This is a genomic window from Lysobacter sp. Soil_N_23 (assembly GCF_057656135.1).
Genome location: NZ_JBDGKY010000006.1, coordinates 116,788 through 142,350, shown reverse-complemented (window position 1 = coordinate 142,350; position 25,563 = coordinate 116,788). Strand labels below are relative to the sequence as shown.

23 protein-coding genes and 1 pseudogene are annotated in these 25,563 nt (G+C 66.9%); 15 read left to right on the top strand and 9 right to left on the bottom strand.

Annotated elements, in window-relative coordinates; genetic code table 11:
- Window positions 1–155: 155 nt before the first annotated feature.
- The 6 genes from AC3A3X_RS07095 to AC3A3X_RS07070 all read left to right on the top strand — a co-directional run bounded on the left by AC3A3X_RS07095 (window position 156) and on the right by AC3A3X_RS07070 (window position 5,378).
- A complete protein-coding gene (locus AC3A3X_RS07095; protein WP_487582322.1) occupies window positions 156–785 on the top strand; it encodes a GNAT family N-acetyltransferase in 630 nt (209 codons plus the stop codon).
- An 8-nt stretch (window positions 786–793) separates the two neighbouring features.
- A complete protein-coding gene (gene minC, locus AC3A3X_RS07090; protein WP_487582321.1) occupies window positions 794–1,561 on the top strand; it encodes a septum site-determining protein MinC in 768 nt (255 codons plus the stop codon).
- Between the two features lie 24 nt (window positions 1,562–1,585).
- Window positions 1,586–2,395 carry a septum site-determining protein MinD gene (gene minD / locus AC3A3X_RS07085; protein ID WP_487582320.1) on the top strand — a complete coding sequence of 270 codons (810 nt, stop codon included), beginning with the start codon at window positions 1,586–1,588 and terminating at the stop codon, window positions 2,393–2,395.
- Window positions 2,396–2,397: 2 nt separating this feature from the next.
- The gene (gene minE, locus AC3A3X_RS07080) at window positions 2,398–2,664 is read left to right on the top strand and encodes a cell division topological specificity factor MinE (protein WP_158734134.1); all 267 of its coding nucleotides are present in this window, start codon (window positions 2,398–2,400) and stop codon (window positions 2,662–2,664) included.
- A 45-nt stretch (window positions 2,665–2,709) separates the two neighbouring features.
- On the top strand, window positions 2,710–3,192 hold the full coding sequence (locus AC3A3X_RS07075; RefSeq protein ID WP_487582319.1) for a hypothetical protein: 483 nt from the start codon (window positions 2,710–2,712) through the stop codon (window positions 3,190–3,192).
- Between the two features lie 167 nt (window positions 3,193–3,359).
- The gene (locus AC3A3X_RS07070) at window positions 3,360–5,378 is read left to right on the top strand and encodes a M2 family metallopeptidase (protein ID WP_487582318.1); all 2,019 of its coding nucleotides are present in this window, start codon (window positions 3,360–3,362) and stop codon (window positions 5,376–5,378) included.
- Window positions 5,379–5,681: 303 nt separating this feature from the next.
- Here the strand turns inward: AC3A3X_RS07070 and AC3A3X_RS07065 are convergent, their stop codons facing one another.
- Window positions 5,682–6,989, bottom strand: coding sequence for an OprO/OprP family phosphate-selective porin (locus AC3A3X_RS07065; protein ID WP_487582317.1), 1,308 nt, complete (start codon window positions 6,987–6,989; stop codon window positions 5,682–5,684).
- Between the two features lie 90 nt (window positions 6,990–7,079).
- Between AC3A3X_RS07065 and modA the strand changes: the two genes are divergently transcribed.
- Genes modA through AC3A3X_RS07050 form a run of 3 tightly spaced genes read left to right on the top strand, consistent with a single transcriptional unit; the run spans window position 7,080 to window position 9,236 of the window.
- Window positions 7,080–7,865, top strand: coding sequence for a molybdate ABC transporter substrate-binding protein (gene modA / locus AC3A3X_RS07060; RefSeq protein ID WP_487582316.1), 786 nt, complete (start codon window positions 7,080–7,082; stop codon window positions 7,863–7,865).
- Window positions 7,866–7,870: 5 nt separating this feature from the next.
- Window positions 7,871–8,605, top strand: coding sequence for a molybdate ABC transporter permease subunit (gene modB, locus AC3A3X_RS07055; protein WP_487582315.1), 735 nt, complete (start codon window positions 7,871–7,873; stop codon window positions 8,603–8,605).
- On the top strand, window positions 8,580–9,236 hold the full coding sequence (locus AC3A3X_RS07050; protein ID WP_487582314.1) for an ATP-binding cassette domain-containing protein: 657 nt from the start codon (window positions 8,580–8,582) through the stop codon (window positions 9,234–9,236). The genes modB and AC3A3X_RS07050 overlap by 26 nt, the downstream gene beginning before the upstream one ends.
- On the opposite strand, the gene AC3A3X_RS07045 is transcribed toward AC3A3X_RS07050, so the two are convergent.
- The 3 genes from AC3A3X_RS07045 to AC3A3X_RS07035 are packed head-to-tail and all read right to left on the bottom strand — an operon-like array spanning window position 9,233 to window position 11,587.
- Window positions 9,233–10,042, bottom strand: coding sequence for a TOBE domain-containing protein (locus AC3A3X_RS07045; protein ID WP_487582313.1), 810 nt, complete (start codon window positions 10,040–10,042; stop codon window positions 9,233–9,235). The genes AC3A3X_RS07050 and AC3A3X_RS07045 overlap by 4 nt on opposite strands.
- 18 nt (window positions 10,043–10,060) lie before the next feature.
- The gene (locus AC3A3X_RS07040; RefSeq protein ID WP_487582312.1) at window positions 10,061–10,678 is read right to left on the bottom strand and encodes a chymotrypsin family serine protease; all 618 of its coding nucleotides are present in this window, start codon (window positions 10,676–10,678) and stop codon (window positions 10,061–10,063) included.
- A 15-nt stretch (window positions 10,679–10,693) separates the two neighbouring features.
- A complete protein-coding gene (locus AC3A3X_RS07035; RefSeq protein WP_487582311.1) occupies window positions 10,694–11,587 on the bottom strand; it encodes a DNA/RNA non-specific endonuclease in 894 nt (297 codons plus the stop codon).
- A gap of 135 nt (window positions 11,588–11,722) precedes the next feature.
- Here AC3A3X_RS07035 and cycA point away from each other — a divergent pair, with 135 nt between their 5' ends.
- Together cycA and AC3A3X_RS07025 are read left to right on the top strand one after the other, a co-directional pair.
- Complete coding sequence (cycA, locus tag AC3A3X_RS07030) at window positions 11,723–13,117, top strand: D-serine/D-alanine/glycine transporter (protein ID WP_487582310.1); 1,395 nt, start codon at window positions 11,723–11,725, stop codon at window positions 13,115–13,117.
- Between the two features lie 160 nt (window positions 13,118–13,277).
- Window positions 13,278–15,404, top strand: coding sequence for a M13 family metallopeptidase (locus AC3A3X_RS07025; RefSeq protein WP_487582309.1), 2,127 nt, complete (start codon window positions 13,278–13,280; stop codon window positions 15,402–15,404).
- A gap of 558 nt (window positions 15,405–15,962) precedes the next feature.
- Here the strand turns inward: AC3A3X_RS07025 and AC3A3X_RS07020 are convergent.
- Entirely contained in the window at window positions 15,963–17,474 is a 1,512-nt protein-coding gene (locus AC3A3X_RS07020) for an alpha/beta hydrolase (RefSeq protein WP_487582308.1), read from the bottom strand.
- Between the two features lie 177 nt (window positions 17,475–17,651).
- Between AC3A3X_RS07020 and AC3A3X_RS07015 the strand changes: the two genes are divergently transcribed.
- Window positions 17,652–19,664, top strand: coding sequence for a M13-type metalloendopeptidase (locus tag AC3A3X_RS07015; RefSeq protein ID WP_487582307.1), 2,013 nt, complete (start codon window positions 17,652–17,654; stop codon window positions 19,662–19,664).
- A gap of 198 nt (window positions 19,665–19,862) precedes the next feature.
- On the opposite strand, the gene AC3A3X_RS07010 is transcribed toward AC3A3X_RS07015, so the two are convergent.
- On the bottom strand, window positions 19,863–20,522 hold the full coding sequence (locus AC3A3X_RS07010; protein ID WP_487582306.1) for a rhomboid family intramembrane serine protease: 660 nt from the start codon (window positions 20,520–20,522) through the stop codon (window positions 19,863–19,865).
- 207 nt (window positions 20,523–20,729) lie between these two features.
- A pseudogene (locus tag AC3A3X_RS07005) lies at window positions 20,730–21,068 on the bottom strand (MGMT family protein); the annotation flags it as partial.
- Window positions 21,069–21,108: 40 nt separating this feature from the next.
- Between AC3A3X_RS07005 and AC3A3X_RS07000 the strand changes: the two are divergent.
- Complete coding sequence (locus AC3A3X_RS07000; RefSeq protein ID WP_487582305.1) at window positions 21,109–21,519, top strand: hypothetical protein; 411 nt, start codon at window positions 21,109–21,111, stop codon at window positions 21,517–21,519.
- 49 nt (window positions 21,520–21,568) lie between these two features.
- Here AC3A3X_RS07000 and AC3A3X_RS06995 read toward each other — a convergent pair whose 3' ends face one another.
- Window positions 21,569–22,696, bottom strand: coding sequence for an anion permease (locus tag AC3A3X_RS06995; RefSeq protein ID WP_487582304.1), 1,128 nt, complete (start codon window positions 22,694–22,696; stop codon window positions 21,569–21,571).
- 11 nt (window positions 22,697–22,707) lie between these two features.
- On the bottom strand, window positions 22,708–23,334 hold the full coding sequence (locus AC3A3X_RS06990; protein WP_487582303.1) for a DUF47 domain-containing protein: 627 nt from the start codon (window positions 23,332–23,334) through the stop codon (window positions 22,708–22,710).
- A gap of 254 nt (window positions 23,335–23,588) precedes the next feature.
- Here AC3A3X_RS06990 and AC3A3X_RS06985 point away from each other — a divergent pair, with 254 nt between their 5' ends.
- A complete protein-coding gene (locus AC3A3X_RS06985; protein ID WP_487582302.1) occupies window positions 23,589–24,932 on the top strand; it encodes a hemolysin family protein in 1,344 nt (447 codons plus the stop codon).
- Window positions 24,916–25,551: an exopolysaccharide biosynthesis protein gene (locus AC3A3X_RS06980; protein WP_487582301.1), complete on the top strand. Its 636-nt coding sequence runs from the start codon at window positions 24,916–24,918 to the stop codon at window positions 25,549–25,551. The genes AC3A3X_RS06985 and AC3A3X_RS06980 overlap by 17 nt, the downstream gene beginning before the upstream one ends.
- Window positions 25,552–25,563: the final 12 nt, after the last annotated feature.

Here is a 25,563-nt window from a genome sequence, read left to right as displayed (position 1 = left end):
CGACCGGCGGGATGGACGGCCACCCCCGCGTCTACCCCCTCGCCTCCCGTTCGCTCCGCATTTCGCGCCGCCGGTCGCCCATGCGTGACGGCCATGCGATAATCGCCCGGCCGGACGTGCCATGCGTCCGGTTTGCAGAAATACTGGAGCCCGGAATGTCGATCGTCGTCCGCGACGTGCGTGAGCACGAGCTGGATTCCGTCCTTGCACTGAACAATGCCGCCGGCCCCGCGATCCTGCCGCTGGATGCGGCCCGACTGCGTCATTTCTTCGAAACCGCCGAATACTTCCGCGTCGCCGAGCGCGACGGCGCCCTCGCCGGCTTCCTGATCGGCATGGGCAGCCACAGCGAACACGACAGCAGCAATTTCCGCTGGTTCCGCGAGCGCTATCCCGATTTCTTCTATATCGACCGGATCGTGGTGGCCAGCCGCCGTCGCGGCGGTGGCGTCGGCCGCGCCTTCTATGCCGATGCCCAGAGCTACGCCGAGTTGCGCTACCCGCAGATGGCGTGTGAAGTGTTCCTGGAAGGCAGCAACGACCCCGCCCTGCTGTTCCACGGCAGCTTTGGATTCCACGAGGTCGGACAACACATGATGACCGAGGCGGATGTACGCGCCGCGATGCTGATGAAACCGCTGTGCAGCTATGCCTGGGTGCGCGACACCTACGGCGATGCGCTGCCGCAGGTGCCCTGGATCATCCAGGCGCGCGGTCCGCGCAACCACGGCGGCCCCAAGGCCGCCGATGCGCTGATGCAGCGGCCCACGGGAACCGGCCTGTGAGCGCGGCGATGGACTTTGAACCGGCCGGCGAACTCAAGATCGGCCAGGTCGGAATCGCCAACCTCCGCATCCGCACCCTCGACGTCGACCGCCTCGTCAGCGAAATGCGCGACCGCGTCCAGCGCGCGCCCAAGCTGTTCGCGCGCGCCGCGGTGGTGCTCGACTTCGGCGGCCTCACCCGCACCCCGGACCAGGCCACCGCCACCGCCCTCATCAAGGGCCTGCGCGAGGCCGGCGTGCTGCCGGTCGCCATCGCCTACGGCACCAGCGAGATCGAACAACTGTCGCAGGCACTGGGGCTGCCGCTGCTGGCGAAGTTCCGTGCGTCGTACGAACGCGACGAAGCCGCTGCCGCGGCAGCACCCGCGCCGCAGGCGGCAGCGCCGCCGCGCCGCGAGACGGAACCGGCAGCCGCTGCCAAGACCAGCGCCGCCACCGCGTCGGCATCGCCGGGCATGATCCAGTCCAAGCCGGTGCGCTCGGGCCAGCAGATCTACGCCGAGAACCGCGACCTGACCGTTCTCACAACGGTCGGCGCCGGTGCCGAGGTCATTGCCGACGGCTCGGTGCATATTTACGGGCCATTGCGTGGTCGCGCGCTCGCAGGCGCGCAGGGCAACGAGCAGGCACGGATATTCTGTCGCGAATTCCATGCCGAGCTGGTTGCCATCGCCGGGCACTACAAGGTATTGGAAGAAATTCCCAAGGACCTGCGCGGCAAGGCCGTGCAGGTGTGGCTCGAAGACCAACAACTAAAAATCGCGGCACTTGACTGATGCCGCATCAACGGAGGATTTAACTTGGCCGAAATCATCGTAGTCACCTCGGGCAAGGGCGGCGTTGGCAAGACCACGACCAGCGCCAGCCTTGCCTGCGGCCTCGCCCGTCGAGGCCACAAGGTTGGCGTCATCGACTTCGACGTCGGCCTGCGTAACCTCGACCTGATCATGGGTTGCGAACGTCGCGTGGTTTACGACTTCGTCAACGTCGTCAACGGCGAGGCCACGCTGAGGCAGGCACTGATCAAGGACAAGCGCTTCGACAACATGTTCGTGCTGGCTGCCTCGCAGACCCGCGACAAGGACGCGCTGACCAAGGAAGGCGTGCAGAAGGTCCTCGACGACATGATCGCCGACGGCTTCGACTACATCGTCTGCGACTCCCCGGCCGGCATCGAGAAGGGCGCCTACCTGGCGATGTACTTCGCCGACCAGGCCCTGGTCGTGGTCAACCCGGAAGTGTCCTCGGTGCGCGACTCCGACCGCATCCTCGGCCTGCTCTCGTCCAAGACCCGCCGCGCCGAGAACGGCGAGCGCGTCAAGGAGCACCTGCTGCTGACCCGCTACAGCCCCAAGCGCGTGGAAACCGGCGAGATGCTCAGCGTCGGCGACGTCGAGGAGATCCTCGGCCTGAAAACGGTCGGCGTGATCCCCGAGTCCCCGGACGTGCTCAACGCCTCCAACAAGGGCGAGCCGGTGATCCTGGAGACCGAGTCCGACGCTGCCCAGGCCTACGACGATGCCGTCGCGCGCCTGCTCGGCGACACCCGCCCGATGCGTTTCACCACGGCGGACAAGAAGGGCTTCTTCAGCAAGATCTTCGGAGGTTGAGGATGGGCCTTTTCGATTTCCTGCTGGCCAAGAAGCAGACTGCGTCGATCGCCAAGGATCGCCTTCGCATCATCGTCGCGCACGAGCGCGCCGGTCGCGGCGGCACCAGCCCGGATTACCTGCCGATGCTGCAGCGCGAGCTGCTCGAGGTGATCCGCAAGTACATCAACGTCGACGCGGACGCGGTCAAGGTCGACCTGATCGGCGACGGCGACAACAAGGTCCTGGACATCTCGGTGGCGCTGCCGGAAAACCCGGCGCAGGCCTGACGCTCCCCCTCCCCTGCGCCGGCCGCAGGGGAGGCAGTACCACCCATGCTCACCCTTTCCGACATCGACTCCGCCACGGTTGCCACCCTGCTCGCCCGCTATGGCCTGCAGCTCGAGCGCGTGGCCGATGGCCAGCCCATTCCGGGCAGTTACTGGGGCGAGTGCGAAGCCGGCCTGATCGGCCACAACGTCTACGCCCGCGGCGACACGCCGCTGCATTCGCTGCTGCACGAAGCCGCGCACCTGATCGTGTTGCCGCCCGAACGTCGCGCCCAGGTGCATACCGACGCCACCGACTCGATCGAGGAAGAGGACGCGGTATGCGTGCTGCAGGCGCTGCTGGGCGATGCCCTGCCCGGCGTCGGCCGCGATCGCATCCTGGCCGACATGGACGGCTGGGGCTACACCTTCCGCCTGGGCTCGGCCCGCGCCTATTTCGAGCACGACGCCGACAATGCCTGGAAATGGCTGCACGAGCGCGGCCTGGCCGACGCGGCAACCCGCACGCTGCCCGCCAGCCCCGTGTAGGAGCGAGCTTGCTCGCGATCAGGCGGCACCGGCAGCCGTTCGCGAGCAAGCTCGCTCCTACCCCGATGGTCTGGGCGGGACATTCGCACCTTGCACGACCGCGGACGGGCCACTAGCCTTCGGGGGCCTCGTCGCAGCAGCGCGGGCCTTACCCGGAGAGAACGATGATGAAACCTGTACGCGCCCTGCTCGCGCTCGGCATTACCGCCGCCGTGATCGGACTGGCCGGCTGCAAGAAGGAGCCGACCCCGACCACGACGACCACGGGCGGTACGGCCGCCACCGCGCCCGCAGGCGAGACCGCCGACCAGTTCATCGCCCGCGTCAACGACGAATACCGCAAGATGTTCCCGGAGATGAGCGCCGCGCAGTGGCTGTCGTCGACCTACATCAATGACGACAGCGAGCTGCTCGCAGCCAAGGCCAACGAGCGCTACCTCGCCCAGCTCAACAGCTGGATCGAGCAGTCCGAGCGATTCGAAGGCCAGCAGATGTCGCCCGCCACGGCGCGCGCGATCCGATTGCTGAAGCTGTTCACCGCGATGCCGGCGCCGAAGGATCCGGCCAAGCTCGAGGAACTGAGCAAGATCGCCTCGAAGCTTGAAGGCATGTACGGCGCCGGCAGCTACTGCACTGGCGACGGCGACGCGAAGAAGTGCCGCCAGCTCGGCGAGCTCGAAGACGTACTGCGCAGCAGCCGCGACTACGATGCGCAGCTCGATGCCTGGCAGGGCTGGCACACCATCGCCCAGCCGATGCGCAAGGACTACACGCGCTTTGTCGAGCTGGTCAACGACGGTGCCCATGACCTGGGCTTCGCCGACACCGGCGAGATGTGGCGCTCGGGCTACGACATGAGCCCGGCCGAGATGTCCGCCGAGACCGACCGGCTCTGGGGCCAGGTCAAGCCGCTGTACGAACAGTTGCACTGCTACGCCCGTACCCGCCTGGAAGCCAGGTACGGCGACGACAAGGGTCACGTCGCCGGCAACATGCTGCCGGCGCACCTGATGGGCAACATGTGGCAGCAGGACTGGGGCAATCTCTGGGACATCCTCGCGCCGTACCAGAACGCGGGCAACCTCGACATCACCGGCGCGCTGGAATCGCAGTACCGGGCTGCGTATGACGCGCAGCTGGTCAAGCACGCAGGCCAGCGCACGCCGGCCGACCTGGCGCAGATCGAGCAGGACGCCAAGCTCGCCTCGGCCAAGCTGATGACCGAGCGCGCGCAGGACTTCTACACCTCCCTGGGCATGCAGAAGCTGCCGGCGAGCTATTGGGACAAGACCCAGTTCATCAAGCCGCGCGACCGCAACGTGCAGTGCCATGCCAGCGCGTGGGACATGAACATGGCCGGCGACGTGCGTACCAAGATGTGCATCAAGCCGAACGAGGAAGACTTCACCGTCATCTACCACGAACTCGGCCACATCTATTACGACCTGGCCTACAACAAGCAGCCGCCCTTGTTCCAGCAGGGCGCGCACGACGGTTTCCATGAAGCCATCGGCGACACCATCGTGCTGTCGATGACGCCCAAGTACCTGCAGTCGATCGGCCTGGTCGGCGACCAGCAGCAGAGCAACGAGGCCCTGATCAATTCGCAGATGCGCATGGCACTGGCAAAGGTCTCGTTCCTGCCGTTCGGCCTGATGATCGACCGCTGGCGCTGGGGCGTGTTCGACGGTTCGATCAAGCCGGGCGAGTACAACAAGGCGTGGTGGGAACTGAAGGCCAAGTACCAGGGCGTGGCCCCGGTCACCGCCCGCGGCGAGGACTTCTTCGACGCCGGCGCCAAGTACCACGTGCCGGCCAACACGCCGTACACGCGCTACTTCCTCTCGCACGTACTGCAGTTCCAGTTCTACAAGGCGCTGTGCGATTCGGCCGGTTACAAGGGCCCGTTGTACGAGTGCAGCTTCTACGGCAACAAGGAAGCCGGCGCACGCTTCCAGGCGATGCTCGACAAGGGCGCCAGCCAGCCGTGGCAGAAGACCATGAAGGAACTGACCGGCGGCGAGAAGATGGACGCCTCGGCGGTGCTGGAATACTTCGCGCCGCTGCAGACCTGGCTCAAGCAGCAGAACGAAGGCAAGAGCTGCGGCTGGCAGGCCAGCGGCACGGCCGCCGCTGCACCGGTGGCGAAGCCGGAAGCCAAGCCGGATGCTGCGAAGAAGGGTTGAGTTCCAGTTCGTGCGATGAAAAGAGGCCGGCGCTTGCCGGCCTTTTTTCTTCGCGTGAGTGCTCGCCTGGCTGGTGGGGAGCAACGTCCATGGGTTCCCGCCTTCGCGGGAATGACGGGCATGGGGGCAACGACGCTGGGTCCCCGCCTTCGCGGGGATGACGGTCTTCCAGCGACGGTGGAAGCCCCTCTCCCGTTTACGGGAGAGGGGTTGGGGTGAGGGCCGCCGAAGACCATGCAATGTATTGCCGAAGCGTCGTCCGCAGACGCAAGCCCAATCAGCGACAAGGCGCCACGGTCTCGCTCAGTAGGCGAACTGCAACCGCGCCTGGAACACCGTCGGCTCGTCGCCGTCCATCGGCCCGCCGTCGACATCGAGCACCTTGACGACGTTGAAGCTGGCGCGCAGGTACTGGTTCAGATACCAGTTCAACGCGGCGGTGGCATTGCGCTCGCTGCCGCCGTCGATGTTGCCATCGCCCAGGTCGATGCTGCTCAGCCGCAGCGCGACTTCGAACGCACCCCAGCCGTCGTTGCCGAAATTGTGCGAGGGCTTGATGCCGTCGAAGTAACCGCGGTTGCCCAGGTAGGGACGTGCCTCGCCGGTGAGCGTCCACGCCGCCTGCGCATACCAGCCGTTGAAATCCAGCTCCGGCGCGTTGTCGCGCGCGACCTGGGCGAGCTGGTACTCAGCCTGCAACGATGCCGCGCCGATCGCACCTGCCAGCTCGAGGCCAACGGTGGTGTAGGAGTCGACATTGCGGATCTCGCCGGTATCGACGAAACGCTGCGCGAGGATGTTCGACTCGGGCTTGCTGCGGAAGCGCACCGTATCGAACTTCGGCCCGGTCGCATTGGTGCTGTTGTCCTGCGTCGGCGCGCGCCAGGTGGCGCCCAGGCCCAGGTGGATCAGCCCGTCGCTGGACATCAGAGGCGCCCAGCTCACCCGGGCGGCCGCGCCATAGCCGTCGTTGCCCGCCTGCGCATTGCCGACCGGCTCGCCGAACAGACCGCCGTTGAGCGACCAGTTCGAGCCCGACGTACCCAGGCCCAGACCCGGCGCACGCGTGATCACGAACGCAAACGGCAGGCCGCGCTCCATGAAGGTGAGGTTCTTGTCGGAGGCATAGGCCTCCATGCCGAACGGCTGCTTGAACTGGCCCAGCGTCACGGTGAAGGGTTTGAGCGCGTTGTAGCTGACATAGGCATCGGTGACACCGGTGGTGCCGCTGAACTCGTATTCGACGCGGTACTGCCAGTCGGTCAGGAACGTACCGCCGATCGACAGCCGCGAGCGCCGCAGCTCCGAACCGTCCGACAGGTGCGCCTGGTCGTCGTGGTAGTCGGCGAAGTCGAGCTGCTGCAGCGTTCCGACCTGGAAGGTGGGTGGCGCGGAGGTCGTGCTGTCCTTGCTCGACAGCTTGAAGCCTTCGTCGGTGTTGACCGTCGCTTCGGTCTTCTGCTCGGCCTTGAGCTCGGCGTATTCCTCGGCGGTGATGATGCCCTTCTGCGCCAGCAGCTCGAGCAGGCCGCTCTTGGCCTGCGCGGGCTGGGCGGTCTGGGCGCACAGCAGGACGACGGCCGCCGCGGCGGCAAGCGGGACGGGACGCATGGCTTGGACTCCCCGGCAGGCCGCACACGGGCGGCGGAATGCGCTATATATCTCGCTATATAGCGTTCAACTGCCGCCCGGAGCAACACCATGCCCGCCCTGCCCCAGCTTGCCCGCCGCTTTGCCCGCAGCCTTACCCTTGCAGCGCTGCTGGCCCTCGCCGGCCCGGTCGCCGCCGAGGAACCGGTCCGCGTCTTCGCCGCAGCCAGCCTCACCAATGCCCTCAACGACATCGGCGCCGCCTGGGAAAAGGCCGGCCATCCCAAGCCGAGCCTGGCCTATGCGGCCTCCTCGGCGCTGGCCAAGCAGATCGAAGCCGGTGCCCCGGCCGACGTCTTCGCCTCGGCCGACCTGACCTGGATGGACTACCTCGATCAACGCGGCCGGATCACCGCCGGCACGCGCATCAACCTGCTCGGCAACGACCTGGTGCTGATCGCGCCCAAGGGCCGGAACGTCCCGGTCGAGATGAAGCGCGGCTTCGACTTCGCCGGCGCCTTCAAGGGCAAGCTGTGCACCGGCGAGCCGGGCGTGGTGCCGGTGGGCATCTACGCCAAGCAGAGCCTGGAGGCGCTGGGCTGGTGGGCGGGACTGAAGGGCCGCATCGTCGGCACCGACGACGTGCGCACGGCGCTGGCGTTCGTCGAGCGCGGCGAGTGCCCACTCGGCATCGTCTACGCCACCGACGCGAAGATCAGCAGCAAGGTCGACGTGATCAAAGCCTTCCCCGACGACACCCACAAGCCGATCGTTTACCCGTTCGCGGTGGTCAAGGGCGCGCGTCCGGAAGCGCAGGCGTTCGTGCAATTCGTGCAGACCTCCGCCGCCGCTGCGGATATCTTTGACCGCTACGGGTTCACCCGCCTCAAACCCTGATCCGCATGTGGCTGTCGCCAGAAGAGTGGGATGCATTGCGCCTGTCGGCGAAGGTGGCGCTGTGGTCGACCGCTGCCTGCCTGCCGTTCGGCATCGCGCTGGGCTGGCTGCTGGAGCGCCGCCGTTTCCCCGGCAAGTTCTGGATCGACATGCTCGTGCAGCTGCCGATGGTGCTGCCACCGGTCGTGCCGGGCTACCTGCTGTTGCTGCTGCTGGGCACCAACGGTCCGCTTGGCGCATGGCTGCAGGCCACCTTCGGAATAGTGGTGGCATTCACCTGGAAGGGCGCGGTGATCGCCTCGGCGGTGATGGCGTTTCCGTTGATGGTGCAGCCGATCCGGCTGGCGTTCCGCCTGATCGATCCACGTCTGGAGAACGCCGCGATCACCCTGGGCGCGCGGCCGTGGAGCGTGTTCTTCAGCGTGACGCTGCCGCTGTCGGTGCCGGGGATCATCGCCGGCAGCTTCCTGTGTTTCTCGCGCAGCCTGGGCGAGTTCGGCGCGACGATGGCCTTCGTCGGCAACATTCCCGGCGAGACCCGCACCCTGCCGCTGGCGATCTACAGCCTGACCCACGTGCCCGACGGGGAAGCGGCGGCGATGCGACTGTCGTTGCTGTCGATCGTGCTGGCCGTGGCGGCGTTGCTGCTGAGCCGCTGGGTCAGCCATCGCGCAGAGCGCAAGCTCGGGTTCCAGGACCACAAGGACGCCGACCATGGGGGCCGACATGCTGAGCTTTGACCTCGACTTCGCCCGTGGCGATTTCACGATGGCGGCGCGTGCCGAGGTCGGTGCCGGAGTGACGGGCGTTTTCGGCCCGTCGGGTTCGGGCAAGAGCACGCTGCTGGCATTGATCGCCGGCCTGCTGCGCCCCGGCCGCGGCGTCATCCGCGCCGACGGCGAGGTGCTGGTCGATACCGCCAGCGATCGCTTCGTACCGCCGTGGCAGCGGCATTTCGGCCTGGTGTTCCAGGACGGCCAGCTGTTCCCGCACCTGACCGTGCGCCGCAACCTGCTGTACGGCCACGACCGCATCGCGCCGCAGACGCGCCGGCATGACCTGCAATCAGTGGCCGAACTATTGGAGATCGTGCCGCTGCTCGACCGCCGCCCCGCCCTGCTGTCCGGCGGCGAACGCCAGCGCGTCGCCCTCGGCCGTGCACTGCTCTACTCGCCGCGCCTGCTGCTGCTCGATGAGCCGCTGTCGTCGCTGGACGACCGCCTGAAGCAGCAGATCCTGCCGTTCCTGCGACGCATCAAGGAAGAGACGCGCGTGCCGATGCTGTACGTCACCCACTCGCGCAACGAGATCGACTACCTGGCCGATGCCGTCATCACGATGGATCGCGGACGGCTTGGCGTGGCGGCTTAGGCCCCGACCGCGAGGATCACACTCGATGCCTTGAAGATCGCCGCGGCCTCGACGCCTTCGGCCAGCTGCAGCGCCTGCGCGGAGGTGTTGGTGATGATCGACGCGACCGAGTTGCCGCCGCCCAGGTCGATCACCACTTCGGCATTGACCGCACCCGGCTGCACGCGCGCCACCTTGCCCTGCAGTCTATTGCGCGCCGACAGCTTGACCCCGGCATCGGCGCCGGTGGCGACTATCACGCTCGACGCCTTGACCAGCGCAACCGCGCTGTCGCCCACCGCCAGCGCCATGTGCTGCAGGCTCTCGTGGGTGATGATCGCGACGATGCGCGCGCCGCCTGACAGCTCGAGTTCGACTTCGTCATTGACAGCGCCGGTGGCGATGCGGACGACCTTGCCGGCGAAGTGATTGCGCGCACTGGTGAGCATGGCCAGTCTCCCGATGGTTTCCAGTTCCGCCGCCGCGCCGGACATGCGCGCATTGAGGCGCTCGATGAAACGTGCGTTCTCTTCCTCGACCGCCCGGTAAGCCGCAACCAACCGCCGACCGTGATCGGTCAGGCGCGTGCCGCCACCGCCCTTGCCACCGACCGCGCGCTCGACCAGAGGCTGTTCGGAGAGGTTGTTCATGGCATCGATCGCATCCCACGCCGCCTTGTAGCTCAGGCCGACCTCCCTGGCCGCAGCGGTGATCGACTCGGCGTCAGCGAGCGCGGCCAGCAATGCCATCCAGCGCCGGCCGCCGAACGGGCCGCGCTTGGCTTCAACGGTCAGTGCGCTGTTGATCCGGAACAACGGGGCGGTCATGGCGGCGAGTCTGGCCAGCTACAGCACAAGCCGCAACCCCAGCCGCGACAGCGCCGCCTTCAACCGCAACGCTCGCCCCGCACCCTGCTGGCTCTGCGAGACGTGGATACCGACCAGCCTTGCATCTTCGGTCATCCATGCCGCACCCGAATCGCCTGCGGCGTAGGCGGCATAGCCGGGCGGCATGCCCGCCTCGGGCAATACCTGGAAACCCTCGGCATCGACCTGGCCGATGCGCGCCCGCGTCACTCCGGTCGCGAATCCCGACTTCATCACCGCCATCCCGCTGACGGGTTCGGCAACGTCCTGCCAGGCCCCCAGCTCCAGGATGGCCGGCGTCGTGGCGATGGTGCGCGCGATGCGGAACGCAACCACGTCCAGGCCGGCGACGACCTTCATGTCCGTCAACGGTTCCGACACCAGCGCCCCGACCACGCGCAGATCCGGCTGGAACACATCCATGCGCAGCGCGTTCGTGCGCGTGATCACGTGCCTGGCGGTAATGCCCCAGCGGTCCTGGCCGTCGCTGGTGGCCAGGCAGCCCAGCGTGCCGAACGTGCCCAGTTCCGCCGACGAGATCGCCACGCCGGCGCGCAGCGGCCGATAGCGCAGACGGTAGTTGGCAATCCCAACCATGGTCGGATCAGCACGTCACGGCGGGTCGATCTGCCCGGCGCTCGCTTCCAGGCGCTGCGAGTCCGCCGGTTCCAGCTCGGGCATGAAGTCGAGCCCCGAACGCTCTTCGATCCAGCGCACCGGCTTGATGAAATCCGCGTGCGAGTACGGCGATGGCGGCTTGGCGTTGGCGATCACGAACGCGACGGCGTCGACGGCCCCGTTGGCCTGCTCGCTGACCACGATCTTGAACAGATGCGTCGGCACGGCCACGCCTGCGCCGATGGTGAAGTACTCGACCCAACCGTCGGCGGTCACGGCCTGCTCCTCTTCCGGGTCGTAGAGCAACGCGCCGGTGATCACCCAGGTGACGGCGCTGTCGGCGGCCATCGTGCGCACGCGTTTCTCGACCTGGCTCCAGACGCCGGAGTTGAACCCGCCCAGCTGCGGCGACATGTTCGACAGGTAGAAGGTTTCGTCGAGCAGGCGCTTGCTCCAGGCGTGATCCTCGGCCGGCGCATGGTGGCCGCGCGCATAGCCCGAACCCTTGTAATCGGCCAGCTCGGCGCGCGGACCGGACAGTTCCGGATCGGCGCGGAAGTGGTCCTTGCGCGGAAAGCGGCTGTCGAGATGCGCCGGTTCCAGCCGCTCGCAGACCCACAACGGAATCCGGTACTGGCCACTGTGCTCGAGCGCATAGCCGTCGCGGACGACGAACTCGGTGAAGCCATGGTCCCAGCCGGGTGCGTGCTGCGGCATCCCGAACGGGCACAGCTCGGCGACCTTGTCGACCTCTTCCGCAGTCAGTTCGCTGCCCTGCAGCGCCTGGAAGACGGTGTGCTGCGCGCGCTCCATCCGTCTGGTCGGCGCATGCGTGGCGCACGAGGCCAGCAGCACGCACGTCGCCACTATGGCCAGGCGCTGGTTCATGGTCCGTCACTCGCTCTAGGCCGCACGCCACCAGAGCAGACAACGCAGCGCTCGCGGCCCGGCGGCCAGGCCTATGGCGGCGGCTCGCCGCTTCCCCTATGTTGTCGGCACACCCAACGACGACGGCCGCGCCACATGTCCGATTCATCCGTGCATCCGGATCACCTCAAGCGCAGCCTGTCCAACCGGCATCTCCAGCTCATCGCCATAGGCGGCGCCATCGGCACCGGCCTGTTCATGGGCTCGGGCAAGACCATCAACCTCGCCGGCCCATCCATCCTGCTGGTCTACCTGATCATCGGCATCATGCTGTTCTTCGTGATGCGGGCGATGGGCGAGCTGCTGCTGTCGAACCTGGAGTACAAGTCGTTCATCGACTTCTCCACCGACCTGCTCGGGCCGTGGGCCGGATTCTTCTGCGGCTGGACGTACTGGTTCTGCTGGATCATCACCGCCATTGCCGACGTCATCGCCATCGCCGCCTACGCGCAGTTCTGGTTCCCCGGGCTGGCGCCATGGATACCGGCGGTGATGTGCGTGGTACTGCTGCTGTGCCTGAACCTGGTCACGGTGAAGCTGTTCGGCGAGATGGAATTCTGGTTCGCGCTGATCAAGATCGTGGCGATCTGCGCGCTGATCGTCACCGGCCTGGGGATGGTCGCCTGGGGCTTCCAGTCGCCGTCGGGCCACGTCGCCTCGCTGTCGAACCTGTGGAGCGACGGCGGCCTGTTCCCGACCGGCATCGCCGGATTCTTCGCCGGGTTCCAGATCGCGGTGTTCGCCTTCGTCGGCATCGAAGTGGTCGGCACCACCGCCGCCGAGACCGCCAATCCGGAGCGCAACCTGCCCAAGGCGATCAACTCGATCCCGGTGCGCATCATGCTGTTCTACGTGCTGGCGCTGGTGGCGATCATGGCGGTGACGCCGTGGCGCGAAGTGGTGCCGGGCAAGAGCCCGTTCGTCGAGTTGTTCGTGCTCGCCGGCATCCCGGCCGCGGCCAGCCTGATCAACTTCGTCGTGCTGACCTCGGCCACGTCCTCGGCCAACAGCGGCATCTTCTCGACCAGCCGCATGCTCTACGGCCTGGCCCGGGAAGACCACGCGCCGAAGTCTTTCGCGCTGCTTTCGCGCGCGGCGGTGCCCTCGCGCGGCCTGCTGTTCTCGTGCCTGTGCCTGCTCGCCGGCGCGATGCTGGTGTATGTGATCCCGAACCTGGTGACGGCCTTCACCCTGATCACCACGCTGGCCGCGGTGCTCTTCATGTTCGTCTGGTCGCTGATCCTGTTCGCCTACATCGCCTACCGCCGCAAGCGCCCGCACCTGCACGAGGCCTCGAAGTTCAAGATGCCCGGCGGCGTGGCCATGTGTTACGCCTGCCTGGTGTTCTTCGCCTTCGTCCTGGTCCTGCTGACCCTGCAGGCCGATACCCGCCAGGCACTGCTCGCCAGCCCGGTCTGGTTCGTCCTGCTGGGCATCGGCTACCTGTGGCGGCAGCGCCGGATCGTGGCGCTCGAGGCCGGGTCGGTCTGAGCTTCGCTGGGGGGCGACCACGTCGCCCCCCGTTCAGGTCCTCGGCCACGGTGCCAACCCTGCCGGCCAGCCCACCATCGTGACCTTCGACACCCCCCTACAGAGCTGAACCAGTCTAATGTCCGCCGATGCCCCGCCCAGGGGTCGTCGTTTCAATCCCATGCCTGACCGGCCGGAGCCATCAGTGAGCCTCAACAAACCGCAAGTCCTCGTACTTTCCCTCGCCGTCGTCACCGCCCTGGCCGCCTGTGCCAAGAAGGAAGAAGCTGCAGCGCCGGCTGCCGACGCCAAGCCGGCCGAAGCCGTCGCCTACAAGCTCGACGAGAGCAAGCTGCCCGGCGTGAACCGTTTCACCGTCGCCGACCTCGACTCCAGCAAGGACGCGTGCACGGACTTCAACGGTTACGTCAACGGCAAGTGGCTCGCCGCCAATGCGATCCCGGGCGACCGCACCTCGTGGGGCGCCTTCGAGATGCTCAACGAGCGTTCGATCGCCGTGCAGCGCCAGCTCGCCGAGCAGGCTGCCGCCGACACCCAGGCCACCGGCGTGGAGAAGATCGTCGGCGACTTCTGGGCGACCGGCATGGACGCGGCCAAGATCAACGAGCAGGGCATTGCCCCGCTGAAGGGCCACCTCGACGCGATCGCCGCGCTCGACAACCAGGAAAAGATCGCCGACTACCTGCGCACCAGCGCGGCCAAGGGTGAGAACGTCCTGTTCGGCTTCGGCGCCGAAGCCGACTTCAAGGATTCCAAGAACAACATCGCCTACGCCTCGCAGGGCGGCCTGGGCCTGCCGGACAAGGCGTACTACTTCGACGCCGACAAGAAGGACAAGCTGGCCGCTTACGAGCAGCACGTCGCCAAGGTGCTGGAGCTGAGCGGCGTTGCCGCCGCCGACGCCGCCAAGCAGGCCAAGGACGTGGTCGCCTTCGAGACCCGCCTGGCCAAGGCCTCGATCGACAAGAAGACGCTGCAGCGCGACGTCTCGCTGTACTACAACCCCGTCAGCCCGGCCGACGCCGACAAGCTGGCGCCGAACTTCCCGTGGACCAAGTTCTTCGAATCGCAGGGCGTGACCGTGCCGGCGATGTTCTCGCTGGCGATGCCGGACTTCCACAAGGAAGTCAGCAAGATGCTGGCCGACGTGCCGGCCGCGCAGTGGCAGACCTACCTGCGTTTCCACACCATCGACAGCGCCTCGCCGTACCTCTCGGACGCCTTCGTCCAGGAGAACTTCGCCTTCTACAACCAGACCATGCGCGGCCAGAAGGAGCTCAAGGAGCGCGGCAAGCGCGTGCTGGCGACGATCGAGGACCAGGCCGGCGAAGCGCTGGGCCAGATGTACGTCAAGGTCGCCTTCCCGGAAGAGTCGAAGGCGCGGATGCAGACGCTGGTCAAGAACCTGTCGGAGTCGCTGAAGGGCCGCATCGAGCACCTGGCCTGGATGGGCGACGACACCAAGAAGAAGGCGATGGAGAAGTGGGCCGCCTTTACTCCGAAGATCGGTTTCCCGGACAAGTGGCGTGAGTGGAACGGCCTGACCACCGGCCGCGACAGCTACATCGGCAACGTGCTGGCCGCCCAGGAGTTCAACTACAAGTGGAACCTGGGCAAGATCGGCAAGCCGGTCGATCGCACCGAGTGGGGCATGCCGCCGCAGATGGTGAATGCCTATTACAACCCGCTGCAGAACGAGATCGTGTTCCCGGCCGCGATCCTGCAGCCGCCGTTCTTCGATCCCAACGCTGACGACGCCACCAACTACGGCGGCATCGGCGCGGTGATCGGCCACGAGATGACCCACGGCTACGACGACCAGGGCAGCCGCTTCGGGCCGGCCGGCAACTTCGAGGTGTGGTGGACGGATGCCGACGCCAAGAGCTTCTCCGGCCGCACCGACAAGCTGGTGCAGCAGTTCAACGGTTACGAGGCGGCACCGGGCCTGAAGGTGAAGGGCGATCTGACCCTGGGCGAGAACATCGCCGACCTGGGCGGCCTGGCCACGGCCTACGACGCGATGAAGAAGGCCACCGACGGCACGCCGGATCCGAAGACCGACGGCCTGACCCGCGACCAGCGCTTCTTCCTCAACTGGGGCACGGTGTGGCGTCGCAACTTCACGCCGGACGAGCTGAAGCTGCGCGTGAACACCGACGAGCATGCACCGGCGACGTTCCGTGCAATCGGCGCACCGTCGAACCTGCCGGCATTCGCCGCTGCGTTCTCGTGCAAGCCGGGCCAGCCGATGGTTCGCGAAGGCGACAAGCAGGTCGTGATCTGGTGATGCGGTAACGCTTTACTCCTGGCCCTCGTCGGCAAGGCAGAAGGCCCGGGAACTCCCGGGCCTTCTTTTTTTGGTCGCCCTGTCAGCGTCATCCCGGCGAACGCCGGGATCCAGGCCGACACGCCTTCCGCCCTGTCACCGTCGTCCCGGCGGACGCCGGGATCCATCTTGACGTTGCCTCGCCTTCGGAGCGGCGTTGTCCGCGCTCACCCCAACCCTCTCCCGCAAACGGGAGAGGGGCTACGACCGTCGTCCCGGCGAACGCCGGGACCCAGGCCATCACCCTTTCCGCCCAATCACCGTCATTCCCGCGAAGGCGGGAACCCAGTGACGTTGCATCCGGTAACCGCCATCCCAGAGCAGACGAAAATCCAAGGACGTTACGTCCTGCCACCGTCATCCCCGCGCAGGCGGGGATCCAAGGACGTTGCTTTCGGCTTTGCCGCTCTAATGGCGGAAGCTGTTGTTGCCTTCAAGGGGCGAGAGCAACGGCAACCGCAAAATGGATCCCGGCGTTCGCCGGGACGACGGTGAGGGAGCGGGTGAGTGAGCGGCACCCTACTTCGCCGGAATCTTCTCCGCCATGCGCGCCAGCATGTACGCATGGAACGGGTTGTAACTGAGCCGGCTCAGACTCTCCTGCGAAACCACCAGCACATTGCGCTCCCCACGCACCGCCAATGCCCCCAACTGCACGATCGCCCGCCCCGACGGCACATCCCCGTAAAGCGCATCGTCCGGCGCGAACGGCAGGCCGATGTGCGACAACGAATACACGTCAGCCGGATAGCGCACACCGACAGGCTGCTGCTTGACCACTCCTGAACCAACGTCCCGCGTGCGCGCCACCACCGCCGCATCCTCGGACGACGCCGCACCCACCACAGTGAGCGTGTAACGTCGCGCCGGATCCTGCAGCACATCGCCCACCCAGTCGGTCGCCGTCGTACGCAACACCGGCGCGATCACACGGCTGCGGTTGACGTCGAACAGCACCAGCTCGCTGCCATTGGCCGCCAGTCGATCGAACAACCGCGTCATCACCGCCTGCGCACCGACGGTGTCGTCGACCACCGACTGGAACGCCAGGATCGGCGGCACCTGGTCGAGGCGCCGTTGCGTGGCCACCTCCTCCATCACCACGCGCAACTCGTCGGTCACCAGGTACGACTCGCGCGCCGCACGCACCGGGAAGGAGTTGTACTTGAACGCGTTGAACTCCGGCAGCACGTCCAGCCAGGCCGACTTGGCGAAGCGGCTGAAAAACGCCGGCCAGCCGGCGATGCCGGCGAAGCGGGCAAACCGGTTCACCTCGATCATCGGCGACATCAGCACGATGCGGTCGACGTCGCGCTTGTCGCCGCGCTCGATCCGCGCCAGGACGTAGTGCATCGCCAGCGCCGCGCCGTTGGAGTAACCGACCAGATGAACCGGCAGGCGCCCCGCGGAACGGCGCCGGGCTTCGGCCATCGTCATCTCCAGTGTCGCGTGCCACTCCTTGCGTCCTGCCTTCGTCAGGCCCGCCGGCACGGTGCCGTGTCCCGGCATCCGCGGCGCGATCGCAATGAAGCCATGTCGTCGATACAACTCGGCCACGCTGCGCATGCTGTACGGCGAGTCGGTCAGGCCGTGCACCAGCACGACCACGCCTTTCGCTGTCCCCTCGGGCTCGAGAACGTAGGAGAGGTTCCAGTCGTGGCCGAACGCTTCCGGCGAGGTCAGGCTGGGGGCGTAATAGCGATTGAGCAGGGTGCGGTCGTCCGCCTTCATGGCGCTGTCGAGCTTGCGACGCAGTTGCTCGTACATGCGCTGCTCGGCGGCTACGTAGCTTTGCCAGTTGCCGCCGGCAATCTCGCTGGCGCTGGGCTCGTCGGGAACGATCGTGTGCCAGGGTTGCAGCGGCGGCCCCTGGGTCGACAGGCAGGCGCGCACGCCGACGACCACGAGCACCAGCAGCGCCACGAGCACCACGCCCATGCGCAACAGCGCGCCGGCGATGGCAAGCAGTCGCGACACGAGGGACGATTCCGGCTGCGGATCCAGGTCGTCATCATCGGGGGTGGTGGCCATGCGCGGTCCCCTGCTTGGGCAAGATGCGACGGATGGTCGCACGATCCGCGGCCACCGCCAGTGCTGCACAAACCCGTCCAACCCCTGCGCCCGGCAGCGCTCGTGGTGCCCAGATGGGCATCACATGGCCGCTGCTAGACTCCGGGCCACCCCGTCTCCCCCGGTACGGATTCCGCCATGAACCTACGCCCGCTTGCCTGTGCCCTGGCCCTGAGCCTGATCGCCGGACTCGCCTCGCCGCCCGCCGATGCGCAGAAGAAGCGCGCCGCCAAACCCAAGGCCGCCGCCGCGGCAAGCGCGTGCAGCGACTTCTATGCCAACGCCAACGCAGACTGGCTTAAGCGCAATACGTTGCTGCCCAACGTCGGCTCGGTTTCGGCGCTGGAGCAACTGGGCGCACGCTCGCGCCAGCAGCAGCTGGACCTGCTCGATGCCGCGTCCAAGGCGCCACAGGGCAACGTGCAGCGATTGCTCGGCGACTTCTGGGCCAGCGGCCTGGACGAGGCCGCGGTCGAACGCGACGGCGCCCAGCCGATCGCGCCGCTGATCGGTCGCATCGATGCGATCAAGAATGCCAAGGACATCCCGCCGGCGATCGCGGCACTGCATCAGGTCGGCATCCCGGTGCTGTTCAACTTCGGCGCCGACATCGATCTCAACGACTTCAACCGGCACATCGGCTACTTCGCACAGGGCGGACTCGGCTTGCCCGACCCGGCCTACTACACCCGCACCGATGCCGACACGCGTGCGCTGATGGGCCGTTACAACAGCTACGTGCAGAAAATCCTGGCCTTGACCGGAACGCCGCAGGCGCAGTTGGCGGCCGATGCGCAGGCGGTGATCGACCTGGAAACGCGGATCGCCTCCGCATCCAGGCCACTGCTCGACCTGCGCGACCCGCGCGGCAACTACGGCCCGGTCGCCACCAATACCCTGGGCAAGAAGTACAAGCGCCTGCAACTGGACCAGTTCCTCAAGGTCCAGGGCGTCAGCGACGACACCGTGTCGATGGCGAACCCGGCGCTGTTCGCACAGCTCGACGGTCTGGTCGGCAGTCTCAAGCCGGCGCAGTGGAAGGCGTATCTGCGCTGGCGTATCGGCGATGCGATGGCACCGTACCTGGCCAAACCGTTCCGCGATGCCAGCTTCGAGTTCCGTGGCCAGGTGCTGCAGGGCCTGGACGCGCCGCCGTCGCGGCCGCAGGCGGTGCTCGATGCGATCACGCTCGCCGCCGGCCCGATGGTCGGACACGAGTACGCCGCGCGCTACCTGCCCGCGGCCACCGACAAGCGCGCCGAGGAGATCGCGGCGAAAGTGCGCGATGCGCTTGGCCAGGCGCTCGATCGCGACACGCGTTTCAGTGCAGCCGCCAAGGCCGAAGCCAAGGCCAAGCTCGCCGCACTGAAGATCGAAGTCGGTACGCCCAATCGCGACCTCGACTACACCGTGCAGCCGATGGGCCGCGGCAGCTTCGGCAGCAACATGCTGATCGCATCGACCTGGCGCCATCGCGAAGAGATGAAGCGCATCGGCCGCGGCAATGCCGACCGCCGCTGGGACGTGTTGCCGCAGGAACCGTCGCTGGCCTACGACATCACCCAGAACCGCCTGATCGTGACCGCGGCGATGCTGCAACCGCCGGTGTTCGACACCGGCAAGTCGGCGGCCTGGCTGTACGGATCGTATGGCGCGCTGGTCGGACACGAACTCAGCCACGGCTTCGACAGCCGCGGCCGCTTCGTCGATGCCAAGCAGGAGTTGCGCGACTGGTGGACACCGACGGAGGCCTCGGCCTGGGATGCGCTGAGCAGGCGCGTGGCCACGCAGTACGGCGGCTTCGACTATCCGGGTTTGAGCGGCACGCGGGTCAATGGCACGCAGACGGCAGCCGAGGACATCGCCGATATCGCCGGCGTCGAGCTGGCCTGGGCGGCGTGGCGCGCATCCGAACCGGCCGCAGCCAAGCAGGCCAGCCAGGACTTCTACAAGGGCTGGGCCGCGTTGTGGCCGCAGCACATGACCACCGAGGCCGCGAAACAGCGCGCGGCCACCAGCGTGCATGCACCGGGCCGCTGGCGTGCGAACGGACCGCTGCTCAATCAGGGCAGCTTTGGTGAGGCGTTCGCGTGCAAGGCCGGTAGCGGCATGCAGTTGGCGGCGGATCAGCAGGTCAGGTTGTTCCCGTAAGGGAGACGAGCAAAGGCAAAGTCAAAATGGATCCCGGCGTTCGCCGGGATGACGGTGACGATGCTGATGGGGTGCAGGCCTGGGTCCCGGCGTTCGCCGGGATGACGTGACAGTGCTGATGGCTGCGGGCCTGGGTCCCGGCGTTCGCCGGGACGACGGGGGGGAACGAAAGTGTTCGCCCGGAATGACGGTGACGGGTTAGCGCACCACCCGCATCCGCGGCGGGCCCTTCTTCTTGCCGAACGGCGGCTGTCCACGCCAGTAGCGGATCAACAACCAGCCAAACAACATCCCGCCCAGATGCGCGAAATGCGCCACGCCCGGCATCGCATTGGTCACGCCGAGCAACAACTCGATCGCACCATAGACCAGCACCAGCGTCCGCGCCTTCATCGGAATCGGCGGAATCAGCAGCATCACCCGCTGGTTCGGGAACAACAGTCCATAGGCCAGCAACAGACCGAAGATGCCGCCCGACGCACCCACGGTCGGATAGGCTTCACCACCCTGCGACATGGTCCACATGCCCACGCCGATCTGGCACAGCGCCGCGCCGACCACGCACACCAGGTAGTAGGTCAGGTAACGCCGATCGCCCCACACATGTTCCAGCGGCGCGCCGAACATCGCCAGCGCCAGCATGTTGAACAGCAGGTGGGCGAAGTTGCCATGCATGAAGCCGTAGGTGAGCAACTGCCACGGCATGAAGCCGACGCCGTCCAGCTCGCCGCCACCGGGCGGCCACAGCATGAACTGCGCGAGGGCTAGGGGGTTGTCTTCGAGCGCCCATTGCAACAGGAACACCAGCCCGTTGGCGATCAGCAGGGCCTTGGTGACGCGGGGAAGGTTGGAAAACATTGCGACTCCTGGGGGTGCGCTACATGGTAGCCGCAGACCGGCGCCATCTGGCCGGAGGAATAGTTCGCGGAGCCTGCGGCCTCAGCCCGGGCGCTTGGCGCGTGCTGGTGCCTTGCCAGGTGCGGCTAAGGACTTTGCAGGGCTTGTCCGCGCGCGTCGCGGCTTGACCGCCGCGGCTTCTATGGCATGGGGGGCCGTCATGGGCGCGCCCCACATCTGCTCGTCGAGCGTGGCGGCGGCGCGCTGGCCGCGGACGCGCCCGGCCTCGACCCGCACGCCCTCGGCACGCAGCCGCTGGCCCTGCTCACGGAAGCCTTTGGACCCTTCGGGGAAGGCGATGCGGCCGTCCGAGCGCAGGACGCGGTGCCACGGCAGGTCGGGATCGTCGTTCTGTCCGAGGATCCGCGCCACCAGGCGCGCCCTGCCCGGCAAGCCGGCGCGACGCGCGACCTCGCCGTAACCTGCGACTTCGCCGGCCGGGATCGCGCGGATCGCGGCCAGGATGCGCGTTGCAGCGTCGTCCTTTGCGACAGTGGGCTTGCTCATCGCGGTAGCATACCGATCATCCCCCTGAAGGAGCCGCCACGTGCGCAACTTCGAATCCATCCGTCGCCATCTCAAAGCGGCCGACTTCAACACCACCGAACATGGCGTCGACTTGATCTGTATCGAGCTGTCGCTCGAGCAGGGAACGCGTCACCAGGCGATCTTCCTGTCCGAACTGGACGACGACGACGGCCGGCCGTACCTGCGGGTCAGCACCGCGGTCTCGCCGATCACCGGCCTGGATGCCAAGCGTGCGCTGATCTTCAACTGGCAAAGCCGCGTCGGCTATCTCGCCATCGGCGATCTCGACGGCGTGCCGCACCTGCAGCTGTGCGAGAACCGTCCCTACGATGGCCTCGATGCGGCCGAGATCGACCGGCTGGTGCTGGAGATCGGCGGACTGGGCGACCGGATGGAGCGGTCGCTGTCGGCGGGCGGGGATTTGTTCTGATCTTGGCTCCCTCTCCCGCTTGCGGGAGAGGGTTGGGGTGAGGGCTGCCTTACGCCCAGCCCATCACCCGGAACAACTCGAAGAACAACCAGGCAATGCCACCTGCGGCCGGGATCGTCAGGATCCACGCCCAGATCATCTTCTCCACCACCGTCCACTTGATCGCGTTGAAGCGCTTGGCCGTGCCCACGCCCATGATCGCCGACGAGATGTTGTGCGTGGTCGACACCGGGATGCCCAGCGAAGACGCCGCCATGATCACCGCCGCGGCACTGGTCTCGGCGGCGAAGCCGTTGATCGGGTGCAGCTTCACCAGCTTGTGACCCAGCGTCTTGATGATGCGCCAGCCGCCTGCCGCGGTACCGGCGGCCATGACAATGGCGCAGGCGAACTTGATCCAGGTGTCGATGTCGTTGTTTTCCAGCGCCTCGCGCGAGGGATGCAGGAATGCCAGCCACGACGGCAGGTTGTCGAGCGTACCGGCCGACTGCGCGCCGACCAGCGCCAGGGCGATGATACCCATCGTCTTCTGCGCATCGTTCATGCCGTGGGCAAAGCCCATGCCGGCAGCGCTGACCAGCTGCGCCTTGCCGAAGAAGGCATTGACCCAGCGCGGCCGCGCCATGCGCGCGAGGAAACCGCCGCTGCTGGCCATCGCCGAGATGATCGCGAACAGCAGGCCCATCACCAGGAAGCCGGAGGCGAAGCCGAGCAGCGGCGAACTGAACATCGGTACCACCACCTTCCACAGCACGCCGGCGCTCTTGTACCAGGGGTCGCTCGGCTGCGACCAGATCACCGCGTGGAAGTTGTTGCTGGCCGCCGCCACCGCGGCGCCGCACAGGCCACCGATCAGCGCGTGCGAGGACGAGGACGGCAGGCCCTTCCACCAGGTGATCAGGTTCCACACGATCGCGCCCAGCAGTGCGCACAGGATCAGCTGCGAGGTGACCTGGACGACGCCGTTGTCGAGCAGGCCCGACGCGATCGTCTTGGCCACCGCAGTGCCCCACAGCGCGCCGAGCAGGTTGGTGGTCGCCGCCATCGCCACCGCCTGCATCGGCGACAGCACCTTGGTCGCGACCACGGTCGCGATCGAGTTGGCGGTGTCATGGAAGCCGTTGATGTATTCGAAGGCGAGCGCCGCGAATACCACGACCAGGACCAGGGTCAACATCGGCCCGGCCCTCAGGAATTCTTCAGGACGATTTCGTAGGCCACCACGCCGGCCTCGCGGCAGCGGTCGATGGCCTTCTCGAGGATCTCGAAGAACTCCTTGAGCAGGAACATCTGCAGGTTGTCCAGGCGACCGGAATAGATGTCGCGATAGAGCTCCAGCATCAGCCGGTCGGCCTCGTTCTCGATCGAACGCAGCTGGTCGTTGAGCGCCTTCATCGGCTCCAGCTTCAGGTGTCGCAGCTGCTGGACCATCTGCACCACGACCGCCGAGGCCTGCTCCAGCATCGCCGCGCGCGGCGCGAAGTCGATGTGTTCCAGGTGGCGGGTCGCCAGCGAGTAGCGGTCGGCGAACTTCTCGACCTGCTTGGGGATCTTGTACAGCGCCGTCCCCAGCGCCTCGATGTCTTCGCGCTCGATCGGGGTGATGAAGCTGTTCACCAGCTCCTGGCTGATCTTGTCGGAGGCGTCGCGCTCGCGCTGGCGGGCCAGCTTGAAGGCGTCCAGGGCCGGTTGCCGGTCGGCCGCCTTGAGCATGGCGTGCAGCGCCTTGGTGCTGTCGTGGGCGGCGACGGCGGCGTCCTCCAGCAGGGTATAGAACTGGTTGCCTTGGCCGAAGATCGTTTGCAGGGAGAACATGCGGGAGGGGCCTCGTGGTGCCGGACAGGTGGTGCGGTGGGAGCAGCGGGCGGAATTATGACGGTTCGGAGACAGCCGCGCTCGCCCCAAGGGTTGAATTCCGCGGTCCTGCTACCATCCCTGCCCTTGCTGCCCCCTATTTCCAGCCCCCGGCCCATGGACGACGACCCAGAACAGCCCTCCGCACACGCCTGCCCTCCTTTCCCCCATCACGGCGTGTGCACTCCGGCCTGCCATCCTGAGGTAGGGACCGCATGCTGGAACTGCTGACCGTCATCGCCCTGATCATCCTCAACGCCTTCTTCGCACTGTCGGAGATGGCGCTGATGACCTCGCGCAAATTGCGCCTCAAGCAGATGGCCGAGGACCCGGCCCACCCCAGCCGCGGCGCGCGCACCGCCCTGGCCCTGGCCGAGCATCCCGACAACCTGCTGTCGACCGTGCAGGTCGGCATCACCCTGATCGGCGTGCTGACCGGCGTCTTCGGCGGCGAGGCGATCGGCCTGGCCATCGCCGGCTGGCTGCATGAGCTGTGGCCGTCCGCGCACCAGTACAGCCGCGCCATCGGCATTGGCACCGCGGTCAGCCTGATCACCGCCGCGCAGGTGATCTTCGGCGAACTGATCCCCAAGCGCCTGGCCCTGACCAACCCCGAGCGCATCGCCAGCGCGATCGCGTTGCCGCTGTATGGGTTGTCGCGCGCGGCCCGGCCCGTGGTGGCCACGCTGGGTGCGATCAACCGCCTGGTGCTGCGCATGCTCGGCATCAAGGACGACGCCCGCAGCGCCATCAGCGAAGAGGAAATCCGCCTGCTGGTCAGCGAGAGCCACGAGCAGGGCGTGATCGACGCCGACGAGCGCAAGATGATGAACCGCGTGCTCAGCCTCGGCGACCGCACCGCCGAGAGCCTGATGACGCCGCGCACGCGCATCGCCTGGCTGGATGCCTCCGCGGATTTCGCCGAGAACCTGGCGACGATGCGCGAGACGCCGTTCTCGCGCTATCCGGTCTACCGCGGCAACGACAGCGAGGTGCTCGGCATCCTCGAGGTGAAGTCGCTCCTCGACCGCCTGGACGAGAAGGCGCCGGACCTGTTCAAGCAGGTGCGCGAACCGTTGTTCGTCTCCGAATCCACGCACGCGATGAAGCTGCTGGAGATCTTCCGCGAGGAACAGCAGTCGCTGGCGATGGTGGTCGACGAGTACGGCGACATCAGCGGCATGGTCACCGTCGCCGACCTGATGGACGCGGTGGTCGGCCGCATCCATTCCAGCATGGGCCATTCCGGCGAAGCCGAAGACGACAGTTCGCCGGTGGTGGAACGCGCCGACGGCTCGTACCTGCTCGACGGCTCGCTGCCGATCGAGGACCTGCGCGAACTGGTCGGCGGCGGCCGCCTGCCGGACGAGGACGAGCACGACTTCCACACCGCTGCCGGCATGGTGATCGCCCACTTCGGCCGCATCCCGTACGTCGGCGAGCACTTCGACTGGAGCCTGTGGCGCATCGAAGTGGTCGACCTCGACGGCCCGCGCATCGACAAGCTGCTGCTGCAACGCATCGAACAGGAACCCACCCCGGATGACACAGCGGGCTAGGCAGGAGCGGCCCCACGAAGCCGGTACGCGCGCACTGCTCGACGGCTTCGCGGTAGGCGACCCGAACGAGCAGTTGCGCATGAGCGACGTGCTGCACGGCCTGGGCGACCGCTCGTTCGGCATGCTGCTGTTCGTCTCGACAATCCCGGCCTTCATCCCGATACCCGGACTGGGCGGCGCGATCAGCGGCCCGCTGGTGATCCTGATCGGGTTGCAGCAGTTGTTCGGCATGCGCGAACCGTGGCTGCCGGCATTCCTGGCCAAGCGCGGCCCGCACCGCAGTGCGATGGCGCGCTTCCGCGACCTGCTGGCGCCGTGGCTGACGCGGCTGGAGAAGCTGGTGCGACCGCGCGCCACGGTGATGCTTGATCACCGCCTGGCCGATTTCTTCACCGGCCTGCTGCTGGTGCTGCTGGGGCTGCTGCTGTCGCTGCCGATCCCGTTCACCAATTTCCTGTTCGGCGGATTGCTGGTGGTGTTCGCGCTGGCGCTGATTGAACGCGACGGGTATCTGATGGGGATTGCGTGGGTTGCGGGTGTGATCGCGATCGCCGTGTTTGGCGTGCTGTCGGGCAGCCTCGCAGCGGCCGCGGCGCGGTGGATCAACATGGTGGCTTGAGAAAGCCGTCAT